We start from the raw sequence: 13,641 nt of genomic DNA, 5'->3' as shown, positions 1-13,641 counted from the left end.
TTTGTGGCGCTCGCCGTGTTCGGGTATACTACTTTCCCGTCCTGGTTATTCCATCGTTTCACCCTAACTTCTCAGGTTCAGCATGACAACGAACTATATTTTTGTGACCGGCGGGGTCGTATCCTCTCTGGGTAAAGGCATTGCCGCAGCCTCCCTCGCAGCCATTCTTGAAGCCCGTGGCCTCAATGTGACCATGATGAAACTGGATCCGTACATCAACGTCGATCCGGGCACCATGAGCCCAATCCAACACGGGGAAGTGTTCGTTACTGAAGACGGCGCTGAAACCGATCTGGATCTTGGCCACTACGAGCGTTTCATCCGCACCAAAATGACCCGTCGTAACAACTTCACGACTGGCCGTATCTACTCCGACGTTCTGCGTAAAGAGCGTCGTGGTGATTATCTGGGTGCCACCGTTCAGGTTATCCCGCACATCACTAACGCCATCAAAGAACGCATTGTTGCGGGTGGCGAAGGCCACGACGTGGTGCTGGTTGAAATCGGCGGTACCGTGGGTGATATCGAATCTCTGCCATTCCTGGAAGCGATTCGTCAGCTGGCGGTAGATATTGGCCGTGAACACGCGCTGTTCATGCACCTGACCCTGGTGCCGTACATGGCCGCTGCAGGTGAAGTGAAAACCAAACCGACTCAGCACTCTGTTAAAGAACTGCTCTCCATTGGTATTCAGCCAGACATCCTGGTTTGCCGCTCCGATCGCGCGGTTCCGGCGAACGAACGTGCGAAAATTGCATTGTTCTGTAACGTGCCTGAAAAAGCCGTTATTTCAATGAAAGATGTCGATTCCATTTATAAAATCCCGGGCCTGTTGAAATCGCAGGGCCTGGACGATTATATTTGTAAACGATTCAGCTTGAACTGTCCGGAAGCTAACCTGTCTGAATGGGAACAGGTTATTTATGAAGAAGCCAACCCGGCAGGCGAAGTGACTATCGGTATGGTCGGCAAGTACATTGAACTGCCGGATGCCTATAAGTCAGTGATCGAAGCGCTGAAACACGGTGGTCTGAAGAACCGTGTCTCCGTGAACATCAAGCTGATTGATTCTCAGGATGTTGAAACGCGTGGCGTTGAAATCCTGAAAGATCTGGATGCTATCCTTATCCCTGGCGGCTTCGGCTACCGTGGTGTAGAAGGCAAGATCGCCACCGCGCGCTATGCGCGTGAAAACAATATTCCATACCTCGGCATCTGCCTGGGTATGCAGGTTGCGCTGATCGAATTTGCGCGCAACGTAGCGGGAATGGAAAACGCGAACTCTACGGAATTTGTGCCAGACTGTAAGTACCCTGTGGTGGCGCTTATCACTGAATGGCGTGACGAAGAAGGTAACGTCGAAGTCCGTACCGAGAAGAGCGATCTGGGTGGCACCATGCGTCTTGGCGCACAGGCCTGCCAGCTGTCTGACGATAGCGTGGTTCGCAAGCTGTATGGCGAGCCGGTCATCACCGAGCGCCATCGTCACCGCTATGAAGTCAACAACATGTTGTTGAAACCTATTGAAGCCGCGGGCCTGCGTGTTGCGGGACGCTCCGGGGATGATCAGTTAGTCGAGATCATTGAAGTGCCAAACCATCCGTGGTTTGTCGCCTGCCAGTTCCACCCGGAATTTACTTCAACGCCACGCGACGGGCATCCGCTGTTTGCAGGCTTCGTGAAGGCCGCCAGCGACTACCAGAAGCGTCAGGCGAAGTAAAAAAAGTTAGAACGGCAACGCGTACCTTTGGTACGCGTTGTTTGTCTGGAGTTTTAGTTTAACTTGTACTGAGGAAAATCTAATGTCCAAAATCGTTAAAGTCATCGGTCGTGAAATCATCGACTCCCGTGGTAACCCGACCGTTGAAGCCGAAGTTCACCTGGAAGGTGGTTTCGTTGGTATGGCTGCTGCTCCATCAGGTGCTTCTACCGGTTCCCGCGAAGCGCTGGAACTGCGCGATGGCGACAAATCTCGCTTCCTGGGTAAAGGCGTACTGAAAGCGGTTGGCGCTGTAAACGGTCCTATTGCTCAGGCAATCATTGGCAAAGACGCCAAAGACCAGGCTGGCATCGACAAGATCATGATCGATCTGGACGGTACTGAAAACAAATCTAACTTTGGTGCGAACGCAATCCTGGCAGTTTCCCTGGCGAACGCCAAAGCGGCTGCGGCTGCTAAAGGTATGCCACTGTTCGAGCACATCGCAGAACTGAACGGCACCCCAGGCAAATACTCCATGCCTGTACCAATGATGAACATCATCAACGGTGGTGAGCACGCAGACAACAACGTTGATATTCAGGAATTCATGATTCAGCCAGTTGGCGCGAAATCCCTGAAAGAAGCGGTACGTATGGGTTCTGAAGTGTTCCACAACCTGGCTAAAGTTCTGAAAGCCAAAGGTATGAACACGGCTGTTGGTGACGAAGGTGGCTATGCGCCAAACCTGGGTTCTAACGCAGAAGCACTGGCTGTTATCGCAGAAGCAGTAAAAGCTGCAGGCTACGAGCTGGGCAAAGACATCACCCTGGCGATGGACTGCGCAGCATCTGAATTCTACAAAGACGGTAAATACGTTCTGGCTGGCGAAGGCAACAAAGCGTTCACCTCCGAAGAGTTCACTCACTTCCTGGAAGACCTGACCAAACAGTACCCAATCGTGTCTATCGAAGACGGTCTGGACGAGTCTGACTGGGCTGGCTTCGCATACCAGACTAAAGTACTGGGCGACAAAATCCAGCTGGTTGGTGACGACCTGTTCGTAACCAACACCAAGATCCTGAAAGAAGGCATCGAGAAAGGCATCGTTAACTCCATCCTGATCAAATTCAACCAGATCGGTTCTCTGACCGAAACTCTGGCTGCGATCAAAATGGCGAAAGACGCTGGCTACACCGCTGTTATCTCTCACCGTTCTGGCGAAACTGAAGACGCTACCATTGCCGACCTGGCTGTGGGTACCGCTGCAGGCCAGATCAAAACTGGTTCTATGAGCCGTTCTGACCGTGTTGCTAAATACAACCAGCTGATTCGTATCGAAGAAGCGCTGGGCGAAAAAGCACCATACAACGGTCGTAAAGAGATCAAAGGCCAGGCATAATCGCCTAAGCCTTAAAACGAAAATGCCAGTCGAATGACTGGCATTTTTTTTTGCTATTTAAAATCAACCGCCATTTGCTCCGGAATGGTCAGCCCCTGAGTGGTTTGCACGCAGCGGGCGATATAATCCGTAAACCGGGGTGGCTTCGGCATCCCCATGCTCAGCAGCTTATCGTTGCTGAAGCGCACGTTAAGCGTGGCAAACGCACCGTATAACCGCATGGCTTTCAGCATCAGACGTTCGTTGCACGGCCCAAAAATATGTTTCAGCTCGCGACGCATTCTGACCAGCGTTTCGTAGCTGACCTGCGCATACTTATCACCGACGGGGGCTTTCTCCAGCGCCTGCGCCATTGCCTGATCGATATCCGCAAAGCGAACGCTGTTCTCTTCTCCCGCAGAAATGTGTACCACTTCTCCCGGACGCGCGTTGCTGTTGAGCAGCATTAACATCGCGTCGGCGCAATAATCCACCGGAACAACGTCGATCCGGTCTTCCATTGAGCACATAAACTTCTGCAGCATCAGGCCCATGCTAAAGACCCAGAAAATGCTGCTCGACGGTGTGCAGCCGTGACGGGTATGGCCGACGACGATGGACGGACGGGCGATGAGCAGCGGCAGGTTCGGACACTCCTGGCGCATCAGCTGTTCGATGGTTGACTTCGAAAACGTGTATTCCACCAGGTGTTCAGCATTCTCTCTGAATTCAGCGCTTTCGGCGACCAGGGAATCCTGCTCCGGCGTGCATGACATCGCGGTGCCGACATGGAGGAAACGCTGCAGTCCTGTGACCTGCTCCATACGGCGTGCCAGCGCGAGCGTACCTTCAACGTTGACCTTCCAGATCAGCGGGTTGTTACCAAATGAGGCGACGGCCGCACAGTTCACGACATGCGTGACCCGATCCAGACGGGGATCGTTCAGGAAGGCTTCAGGCTGGCTGAGGTCGCCAATCAGGATATTATCCACCGTCAGGGAGGCCAGTTTGTCCTCAGGAACGTTGAACTTGCGCATATTCTCCAGCACGCGCTCCAGCCCGCTCTGCGGATCGCCGGCACGCGCGAGCAAAAGGAGTTCTACGGATTGATCGTTGGTCAGGATTTTTTCAAGAACTGCACCGCCCAGAAATCCGGTCACGCCTGTAATCAATAACATCTTCATTAATACCGTCTCATTATGATTGATGAGGCGGATTGTAGGCGCGCAAAAGTAAACGGCATTTAAATAATAAATCGCCGAAACCGACAGCATCTTAAGCTTATTTTAAGGAAAGGAAATCGGGCGGATATTTTGGACATTAGCGGAAGGGTAAAAATTCACTCTATTAAAATTTAAATTTTAACTTATTGAATTTAATGTTTTTTATAGAGGTGCTCCCGAACGGTAAACTTAATTCAAAATGTAATAAATATAATAATTTGTTACACCAAACATTTATCAAATAAATGATTTAAACGCCACTTAACTAAAATCAGACGGCATAAATCGCAGGCTATTTTATTTAGCCTGCGAAGGATTTTTAGAGTAACAGAGGAAGCGTAGCGCTGGCTGTTTGTTGGCTAACGTCGCCGTAATGACCATCCAGCGCAATCATGGACGTGGTCAGCAGCTCGACCAGCAGCATCACCCCAACCTTAGCATTGAGTGCGCCTGCGCTAAGGGGGCCCTCTGGTTTGGCAGCCACCAGCAGCATGTCGCTCAGGGACGCCAGCGGGCTGCGGGGCGTATTGCTGAGTGCCAGAACTTTAACGCCGCGCTTGCGGGCAAGCTTCACCACGTGGAGTAAATCCCGCGTTGAACCCGAACTGGAGATGGCCACAACCAGCGTCTCTTTCGAAAGCGTTGTCGCATTCATGGCCGCGCGGTGCATATCGCTAAACAGCTGTGCGGGTTTGCCCAGACGCAACAGCTTGTAGTGCAGATACTCCCCAAGGATCGCGCTGGCCGCGACGCCATAAATTTGCACGGATTGTGCCTGGTGCAGCGCCAGCGCCGCCTTTTCAAGCAGCGTGCGGTCGAGGAGCCTGGCGGTATCCTGCAAAGCCTGCACCGACTCATCCACGACGTTATCAATCTCATCTCCCGCCTGACGCGCGGGCTGGCCCTGCTGAATATCCAGCGCAAGCGCCATTTTAAATTCGTTATAGCCTTTGCAGCCCAGCGTGCGGCAAAGACGCGTGACGCTGGCCTCGCTGGTGTGGCTCTCGCGCGCCAGCTCGGTGATCGTCAGGTAGAGCACCCGGGCAGGATCGCTGAGGACAAATTCACCGAGTTTTTGTTGTGTTGGGCTGTACCCGGAAGCCTCCTGGCGTAGCTTCAGCAGCAGGTTTTCATGGTCTGACATGCTCGATCCTTAATGCGTTTCTCTGCGACTAGTGTGGCGGAAAGCGGGGGAAAGATGCCAGTCATTTTGAAAAAGTATGATCGTCGTCCTGGTTTTTGATGATAATTTTCACTATTAAATATTTATATGGTAAAAATTTTCATCGTTTAATGGGGGGATGAAAAAATGATGCAAATATTCAGTGGGGCTTCTTCAGGGGGATGGTTTGAAAAAGCGCAGCGCTTTGGCAAATCCTTTATGTTGCCGATTGCAGTGTTGCCTGCGGCGGGTCTGCTGCTGGGGATAGGCGGCGCGTTATCGAATCCCAATACGCTGGCGGCTTATCCGTTTTTAGACGTGGGCTGGCTTCAGGCCATTTTCACCATCATGAGCAGCGCAGGATCCATTGTGTTTGCGAACCTCTCGGTGCTGTTTGCCGTTGGGGTGGCCGTAGGGCTGGCAAAAAGCGATAAGGGCACGGCCGGGCTGGCGGCATTACTCGCGTTTCTGGTGATGAATGCCACCATTAACGCGCTGCTGATCCTCACCGGCAAACTGGCGCACGACAACCTGGGCGCCGTGGGGCAGGGCATGACGCTGGGCATTCAGACGCTGGAAACCGGTGTGTTTGGCGGCGTGGTGATTGGTCTGGTGACCTGCACGCTCCATCATCGGTTTAATAAAATAGCGCTTCCGCAGTTCCTCGGATTCTTTGGCGGCTCGCGCTTTGTTCCTATTATCAGCTCGCTGGCGGCGATCCTCGTCGGTGCACTCATGACCGTGGTCTGGCCGCATTTCCAGAAGCTGATTTTTGGTCTGGGCGGGCTGGTGGATGCCACCGGCTATCTGGGCACCCTGCTGTACGGCTTTATTCTCCGCATGCTGGGCCCGTTTGGTTTGCACCACATCTTCTATCTGCCGTTCTGGACCACCGCGCTTGGCGGCAGTGAAATCGTCAACGGTCATCTGGTGGAAGGCACGCAGCGGATCTTCTTCGCCCAACTGGCCGATCCTACCACGCGTCAGTTTTACGAAGGCACGTCACGCTTCATGTCCGGGCGCTTTATTACGATGATGTTTGGCCTGCTCGGGGCGTGCCTGGCGATGTACCACACGGCAAAACCCGAGAACAAAAAACGCGTTGCCGGACTGCTGCTTTCTGCCGCGTTAACCTCGTTCCTGACGGGGATTACCGAGCCTATCGAATTCTCGTTCCTGTTTATTGCGCCGGTGCTCTACGTCATCCATGCGCTGTTTGACGGGCTGGCATTCATGGTCGCGCACATGCTGCATATCACCATCGGGCAAACCTTCTCCGGCGGTTTCATCGACTTCGTGCTGTTCGGCATTTTGCAGGGGGAGGCCAAAACCAACTGGATGTTCGTTCCGCTGGTCGGCGTGCCGTGGTTCTTCCTTTACTACTTCACCTTCCGCTACCTGATTAACCGCTTTGATTTTGCTACGCCGGGTCGGGAAAAGGAGGCGATGGCTGACGACGTCAGTCTGCCGCAAAACGAACGCGCTGCTGCGGTGATCGCCGGATTAGGCGGAAAAGACAATCTTGAAGAGGTGGACTGCTGCGCCACGCGTCTTCGCGTCACGGTGAAGGACGGCAGCAAGGTGAATGACGCGGCGCTGAAAGCCACCGGGGCGCGCGGCGTTATCGTGCGCGGTAACGGTGTTCAGGTCATTTATGGCCCGCATGTCACGATTATCAAAAACGAAGTGGAAGAGATCTTATCGTAATGAAAACTGTACTGGATAACCTGAAGGGAAAACTGGTCGTCTCCTGTCAGGCGCTGGAGAATGAACCGCTGCATAGCCCGTTTATTATGTCGCGGATGGCGCTGGCGGCGGCGCAGGGCGGGGCCGCTGCAATTCGTGCCAACAGCGTGGTAGATATCGAGGCCATTAAGCAGCAGGTCTCTTTGCCGGTCATCGGCATCATCAAACGGGATTACCCGGAAAGCGAGGTGTTTATCACCGCCACGATGAAAGAGGTGGATGAGCTCATGAGCGTCTCTCCGGAAATCATTGCGCTTGATGCGACGGCGCGGGAGCGTCCCGGCGGAGAATCCCTGGAAACGCTGGTCTCGCGCATCCGCTCACGCTATCCCGCGGTGCTGCTGATGGCGGATATCTCCTCCGTGGACGAAGCCGTGACGGCGCAGGCGCTGGGCTTTGACTGCGTCGGCACCACGCTTTACGGCTACACGGCGGAAACCGAGGGTCATACATTGCCTGACAACGACTGCACGTTCCTGAAAGCGGTGCTGGCGGCCGTGACGGTTCCCGTGGTTGCCGAAGGCAACGTGGATACGCCTGAACGCGCGGCCAGATGCCTGGCGCTGGGCGCGCATACGGTCGTCGTCGGCGGTGCGATCACCCGCCCACAGCAAATCACGGAACGGTTTATGGCGGCGATTGGCGCGCAAAGCACCGATGGAGCATGACCATCCGGCGGGGATCTGCGATACTTATCGTTTATCCCCTTTACTGAGATGACTATGCAGTACCCGATTAACGAGATGTTCCAGACCCTGCAAGGCGAGGGTTACTTTACCGGCGTTCCCGCTATTTTCATTCGTTTACAGGGATGCCCGGTTGGCTGTGCCTGGTGTGATACCAAACATACGTGGGATAAGCTCGCAGATCGGGAAGTGTCGCTGTTTAGCATTCTGGCGAAAACCAAAGAGAGCGATAAGTGGGGCGCGGGCAGTTCCGAAGATCTGCTGGCCATTATTGGTCGTCAGGGCTGGACGGCGCGCCACGTTGTGATCACCGGCGGTGAACCCTGCATCCACGATCTGACGCCGCTGACCGAGCTGCTCGAAAAGAACGGCTACAGCTGCCAGATTGAAACCAGCGGCACCCATGAAGTGCGCTGTTCACACACGACCTGGGTGACGGTATCGCCAAAAGTGAATATGCGCGGCGGGTATGACGTGCTGTCTCAGGCGCTGGAACGCGCGGATGAGATTAAGCACCCGGTAGGGCGCGTGCGTGATATCGAAGCGCTGGATGAACTGCTGGCCACGCTGACGGATGAAAAGCAGCGCGTCATTGCGCTTCAGCCGATCAGCCAGAAAGATGACGCGACGCGCCTGTGCATTGAAACCTGTATTGCGCGCAACTGGCGCCTGTCGATGCAGACGCACAAGTATCTGAATATTGCATAAAAAAAGCCCGGTGGCGCGAGCGCTTACCGGGCCTATGGTTCGATGCTCTTGTCGACCGGGCAGGCGTCAGCGCCACCCGGCAAGCATCACTCTCCGCGATACACGCAGCCTGCCGTGCAGGTCTCTTTGATCATCACCGCGCTCAGCAGCGGTACCAGCGGCTTCATCTGATCCCAAATCCATTTTGCCAGCACTTCACTGGTCGGGTTTTCAAGGCCCGGGATCTCATTCAGGTAGTAGTGATCCAGACGATCGTAGGTCGGCTTAAACGCCGCCTTCAGCTCGGCAAAATCCATGATCCAACCGGTATGCGGATCAACTTCACCGGTGATCTCAAGACGCACCATGAACGAATGCCCGTGCAGACGGCCGCATTTATGTCCTTCTGGAACATGCGGAAGGTGGTGGGCGGCTTCGAAGGTGAAATCTTTAAACAGTGTGGTGGACATGATCGCTCTCAGTAATGCGGAAAAAACCGCCGCATAGTACCGGAAAGCACAATTTTTAGCATTAACTAAAACGGCTCTGAAGCCAGGCGTCTCATTAAGAGGCGTTTTTTGTTGTTTTTATCGATAATTTTCAGAGGGTTAATTAATCGGTTTTATCGCTAAGCATGACAACCAAAACAGGTTAGTCCATTTGGTTATTTATTATTTCCATCCCTTCTTTAATTGTTATTATCCTCGCCGTTAACCTTATCTTCAGTTTGGATTTATTCGCTTAAAGTCCGCTTGGCTACTGGAACATAACGACGCATGACAACACAGGCCCCACCTTCAAATTTGCTTCCCCTGAACCCGGAGCAACTGGCGCGCCTTCAGGCTGCCACCTCTGATTTTTCTCCCACTCAGCTTGCCTGGGTCTCCGGTTATTTCTGGGGAATGCTCAATCAGCAGCCTGGCGCCGTGGCAGGTGCACCGGTAACGGCCGTTGAAATTCCGGCCATTACCCTGATTTCCGCCTCGCAGACGGGCAATGCCCGCCGCGTGGCCGAGGCGCTGCGTGACGACCTGCTGGCCGCCAAACTGAACGTGAACCTGGTCAATGCCGGGGATTATAAATTCAAACAAATCGCGTCAGAAAAACTGCTGGTGGTTGTGGCCTCAACGCAGGGTGAAGGTGAACCCGCAGAAGAAGCGGTGGCCCTGCACAAGTTCCTGTTCTCGAAAAAAGCGCCGAAGCTGGATGGCACGGCGTTTGCCGTGTTTGGCCTGGGCGATACCTCCTATGAATTCTTCTGCCAGTCCGGCAAAGACTTCGACAGCAAGCTGGCGGAGCTGGGCGCGGAGCGTCTGCTGGACCGCGTTGACGCGGATGTCGAATACCAGACCGCCGCCGCCGAATGGCGTGCACGCATCGTTGAGGTGTTAAAAGCGCGCGTGCCGAAAGAGACGTCGACGCAGGCCGCGTTCACCGCGACGGGTGCTGTTAACGACATCCACACCAGCCCGTACACCAAAGAGGCGCCGCTGACGGCGAGCCTGTCGGTGAACCAGAAAATTACCGGCCGCGACTCGGAAAAAGACGTGCGCCATATCGAAATCGATCTGGGAGACTCGGGCCTGCGCTATCAGCCGGGCGATGCGCTGGGTATCTGGTATCAGAACGCTCCGGCGCTGGTGAAAGAACTGGTTGAGCTGCTGTGGCTGAAAGGCGACGAGCCTGTCACCGTTGACGGCAAAACCCAGCCGCTTTCAGAGGCGCTGCAGTGGCATTTCGAACTGACGGTGAACACCCCGAATATCGTCGAAAACTATGCCACCTTGACGCGCAGCGAATCCCTGCTGCCGCTGGTGGGCGATAAAGCGAAGCTTCAGCATTACGCCGCGACGACGCCGATTGTCGATATGGTGCGCTTCTCTCCGGCTCAGCTGGATGCCGATGCGCTGATCGGTCTGCTGCGCCCGCTCACCCCGCGCCTGTACTCTATCGCCTCTTCCCAGGCTGAAGTGGAGAGTGAAGTGCATGTTACCGTCGGCGTGGTGCGCTACGATATCGAAGGCCGCGCCCGCACGGGTGGGGCATCAGGCTTCCTGGCGGATCGCGTGGAAGAAGAGGGCGAAGTGCGCGTCTTTATCGAGCACAACGACAACTTCCGCCTGCCGGCAAACCCGGAAACCCCGGTCATCATGATTGGCCCTGGCACCGGCATTGCGCCGTTCCGCGCCTTCATGCAGCAGCGCGCGGCAGATGAAGCGCCGGGTAAAAACTGGCTCTTCTTCGGCAACCCGCACTTTACCGAAGATTTCCTCTACCAGGTTGAGTGGCAGCGCTATGTGAAAGAAGGCGTTCTGACCCGCATCGACCTGGCCTGGTCCCGCGACCAGAAAGAAAAAGTATACGTACAAGACAAGCTGCGCGAACAGGGCGCAGAGCTGTGGCGCTGGATCAATGACGGTGCCCACATTTATGTCTGCGGCGACGCCAATCGTATGGCGAAAGACGTTGAGCAGACTTTGCTGGAAGTGATTGCCGAATTCGGCGGTATGGATGCCGAAGCGGCAGACGAATTTTTAAGTGAGCTGCGCGTTGAGCGCCGTTATCAGCGAGATGTCTACTAATGAGCGAAAAACATCCAGGGCCACTGGTGGTCGAAGGTAAACTGACAGACGCCGAGCGCATGAAGCTGGAAAGCAACTATCTGCGCGGCACCATTGCTGAAGATCTGAATGACGGTCTCACCGGCGGTTTCAAAGGCGACAACTTCCTGCTGATCCGTTTTCACGGCATGTACCAGCAGGACGACCGCGACATCCGCGCCGAGCGTGCAGAACAGAAGCTGGAGCCGCGTCACGCGATGCTGCTGCGCTGCCGTCTGCCGGGCGGGGTGATTACCACCAAACAGTGGCAGGCGATCGACAAGTTTGCCGGTGAAAACACGATCTATGGCAGCATCCGTCTGACTAACCGTCAGACCTTCCAGTTCCACGGTATTCTGAAGAAGAACGTCAAGCCGGTGCACCAGATGCTGCACTCCGTTGGGCTGGACGCGCTGGCGACCGCCAACGACATGAACCGTAACGTGCTTTGCACCTCGAATCCGTATGAATCCGAGCTGCATGCCGAAGCGTACGAGTGGGCGAAGAAGATCTCCGAGCACCTGCTGCCGCGCACGCGCGCCTACGCAGAGATTTGGCTCGATCAGGAAAAAGTCGCCACCACCGACGAAGAGCCGATCCTTGGCCAGACCTACCTGCCGCGTAAGTTTAAAACCACGGTCGTTATTCCACCGCAGAACGATATCGACCTGCACGCCAACGACATGAACTTCGTGGCGATTGCCGAAAACGGCAAGCTGATTGGCTTTAACCTGCTGGTGGGCGGCGGCCTGTCCATTGAGCACGGTAACAAGAAAACCTACGCCCGCACCGCAAGCGAGTTCGGCTTCCTGCCGCTGGAGCACACGCTGGCCGTGGCGGAAGCGGTAGTGACCACCCAGCGCGACTGGGGCAACCGTACAGACCGTAAAAACGCGAAAACCAAATACACCCTGGAGCGCGTGGGCGTTGAGACGTTCAAAGCGGAAGTGGAGCGTCGTGCGGGCATCAAATTCGAGCCGATCCGCCCTTACGAATTCACCGGTCGCGGCGATCGCATCGGCTGGGTGAAAGGCATCGATAATAAATGGCACCTGACGCTGTTTATCGAAAACGGCCGTATTCTGGATTATCCGGGCCGTCCGCTGAAAACCGGTCTGCTGGAAATTGCTAAGATCCATAAAGGCGAGTTCCGCATTACCGCTAACCAGAATCTCATTATTGCCGGCGTGCCGGAGAGCCAGAAGGCGAAGATCGAGAAGCTGGCGCGCGATCACGGGTTAATGGATGCGGTGAAGCCGCAGCGTGAAAACTCAATGGCCTGCGTGTCGTTCCCGACCTGTCCGCTGGCGATGGCCGAAGCGGAGCGTTTCCTGCCGTCATTTACTGACAAGGTAGAAGCGATTCTGGAAAAACACGGTATTCCGGACGAGCATATTGTTATGCGCGTCACCGGCTGCCCGAACGGCTGCGGCCGCGCGATGCTGGCCGAGCTGGGTCTGGTGGGGAAAGCGCCGGGGCGTTATAACCTGCACCTGGGCGGTAACCGAATCGGTACGCGCATCCCGCGTATGTTCCGCGAGAACATCACCGAGCCGGAAATTCTTGATTCCATCGACGAGCTTGTCGGGCGCTGGGCGAAAGAGCGCGAAGCGGGTGAAGGCTTCGGCGACTTTACGGTGCGTGCGGGCATCATTCGCCCGGTGCTCGATCCCGCAAGGGATTTCTGGGAGTAACCACGAGAGGTAATTATGTCCGTACTCGATCTAAACGCGCTTAACGCATTGCCAAAAGTCGAACGCATTCTGGCACTCGCAGAAACCAATGCCCACCTTGAAAAGCTGGACGCCGAAGGGCGCGTGGCGTGGGCGCTGGAAAACCTGCCGGGAGACTATGTGCTGTCGTCGAGCTTTGGTATTCAGGCGGCGGTCAGCCTGCATCTGGTGAATCAGATCCGTCCGGACATTCCGGTGATCCTCACCGATACCGGCTACCTGTTCCCGGAAACCTACCAGTTTATTGACGAGCTGACGGACAAGCTCAAGCTGAACCTCAAAGTTTACCGCGCGACGGAAAGCGCGGCCTGGCAGGAGGCGCGCTACGGTAAGCTGTGGGAACAGGGCGTTGAGGGCATTGAGAAATACAATGAGATCAACAAAGTTGAGCCGATGAACCGGGCGCTGAAAGAGCTCAATGCGCAGACGTGGTTTGCTGGCCTGCGCCGCGAGCAGTCCGGCAGCCGGGCAACCTTGCCGGTGCTGGCGGTCCAGCGCGGGGTGTTTAAAGTGCTGCCGATTATCGACTGGGATAACCGGACGGTGTATCAGTATCTGCAAAAGCACGGGCTGAAGTACCATCCGCTGTGGGACCAGGGCTATCTGTCGGTGGGTGACACCCACACCACGCGCAAATGGGAACCGGGAATGGCGGAAGAAGAGACGCGATTCTTTGGGCTGAAGCGCGAGTGCGGGCTGCACGAAGGGTGATCCTTTATCCTCC

At 55.3% G+C, this 13,641-nt stretch carries 11 protein-coding genes; 8 read left to right on the top strand and 3 right to left on the bottom strand.

Going from position 1 to position 13,641, the window contains the following annotated elements:
* The first annotated feature begins 82 nt into the window (after positions 1-82).
* On the top strand, positions 83-1,720 hold the full coding sequence (pyrG, locus tag GXP72_RS18315; RefSeq protein WP_023309013.1) for a CTP synthase (glutamine hydrolyzing): 1,638 nt from the start codon (positions 83-85) through the stop codon (positions 1,718-1,720).
* Positions 1,721-1,802: 82 nt separating this feature from the next.
* Positions 1,803-3,101 carry a phosphopyruvate hydratase gene (gene eno, locus GXP72_RS18310; RefSeq protein WP_024909267.1) on the top strand — a complete coding sequence of 433 codons (1,299 nt, stop codon included), beginning with the start codon at positions 1,803-1,805 and terminating at the stop codon, positions 3,099-3,101.
* Between the two features lie 53 nt (positions 3,102-3,154).
* Here eno and GXP72_RS18305 read toward each other — a convergent pair whose 3' ends face one another.
* Together GXP72_RS18305 and GXP72_RS18300 are read right to left on the bottom strand one after the other, a co-directional pair.
* Positions 3,155-4,264 carry an SDR family oxidoreductase gene (locus GXP72_RS18305; protein WP_032648092.1) on the bottom strand — a complete coding sequence of 370 codons (1,110 nt, stop codon included), beginning with the start codon at positions 4,262-4,264 and terminating at the stop codon, positions 3,155-3,157.
* A gap of 358 nt (positions 4,265-4,622) precedes the next feature.
* Positions 4,623-5,447 carry a MurR/RpiR family transcriptional regulator gene (locus tag GXP72_RS18300; RefSeq protein ID WP_024909265.1) on the bottom strand — a complete coding sequence of 275 codons (825 nt, stop codon included), beginning with the start codon at positions 5,445-5,447 and terminating at the stop codon, positions 4,623-4,625.
* Positions 5,448-5,612: 165 nt separating this feature from the next.
* Here GXP72_RS18300 and GXP72_RS18295 point away from each other — a divergent pair, with 165 nt between their 5' ends.
* The 3 genes from GXP72_RS18295 to queE are packed head-to-tail and all read left to right on the top strand — an operon-like array spanning position 5,613 to position 8,605.
* On the top strand, positions 5,613-7,172 hold the full coding sequence (locus GXP72_RS18295) for a maltose/glucose-specific PTS transporter subunit IIC (protein ID WP_208763235.1): 1,560 nt from the start codon (positions 5,613-5,615) through the stop codon (positions 7,170-7,172).
* Complete coding sequence (locus GXP72_RS18290; RefSeq protein ID WP_024909263.1) at positions 7,172-7,879, top strand: N-acetylmannosamine-6-phosphate 2-epimerase; 708 nt, start codon at positions 7,172-7,174, stop codon at positions 7,877-7,879. Before GXP72_RS18295 ends, GXP72_RS18290 begins: the two co-directional genes overlap by 1 nt.
* Positions 7,880-7,933: 54 nt before the next feature.
* Positions 7,934-8,605: a 7-carboxy-7-deazaguanine synthase QueE gene (gene queE / locus GXP72_RS18285; protein WP_023333236.1), complete on the top strand. Its 672-nt coding sequence runs from the start codon at positions 7,934-7,936 to the stop codon at positions 8,603-8,605.
* 86 nt (positions 8,606-8,691) lie between these two features.
* On the opposite strand, the gene queD is transcribed toward queE, so the two are convergent.
* The gene (queD, locus tag GXP72_RS18280) at positions 8,692-9,054 is read right to left on the bottom strand and encodes a 6-carboxytetrahydropterin synthase QueD (protein WP_014885039.1); all 363 of its coding nucleotides are present in this window, start codon (positions 9,052-9,054) and stop codon (positions 8,692-8,694) included.
* Between the two features lie 306 nt (positions 9,055-9,360).
* Between queD and cysJ the strand changes: the two genes are divergently transcribed.
* From cysJ to cysH, 3 genes are read left to right on the top strand one after another with little or no spacing between them, the layout of a single operon-like run.
* Positions 9,361-11,166, top strand: a complete 1,806-nt coding sequence (gene cysJ / locus GXP72_RS18275) for an NADPH-dependent assimilatory sulfite reductase flavoprotein subunit (protein WP_208763234.1) — start codon at positions 9,361-9,363, stop codon at positions 11,164-11,166.
* Positions 11,166-12,878 carry an assimilatory sulfite reductase (NADPH) hemoprotein subunit gene (cysI, locus tag GXP72_RS18270; protein WP_032648087.1) on the top strand — a complete coding sequence of 571 codons (1,713 nt, stop codon included), beginning with the start codon at positions 11,166-11,168 and terminating at the stop codon, positions 12,876-12,878. The genes cysJ and cysI overlap by 1 nt, the downstream gene beginning before the upstream one ends.
* Before the next feature lie 15 nt (positions 12,879-12,893).
* Positions 12,894-13,628 carry a phosphoadenosine phosphosulfate reductase gene (cysH, locus tag GXP72_RS18265; protein ID WP_024909260.1) on the top strand — a complete coding sequence of 245 codons (735 nt, stop codon included), beginning with the start codon at positions 12,894-12,896 and terminating at the stop codon, positions 13,626-13,628.
* The last annotated feature ends 13 nt before the right edge of the window (positions 13,629-13,641 follow it).

Origin of the sequence: Enterobacter sp. SES19 (genome assembly GCF_011765665.1) — a bacterium.
Lineage (GTDB): Bacteria > Pseudomonadota > Gammaproteobacteria > Enterobacterales > Enterobacteriaceae > Enterobacter > Enterobacter pseudoroggenkampii.
The sequence above is the reverse complement of the archived record's forward strand: the minus strand, read 5'-3'. Positions and strand labels throughout refer to the sequence as shown.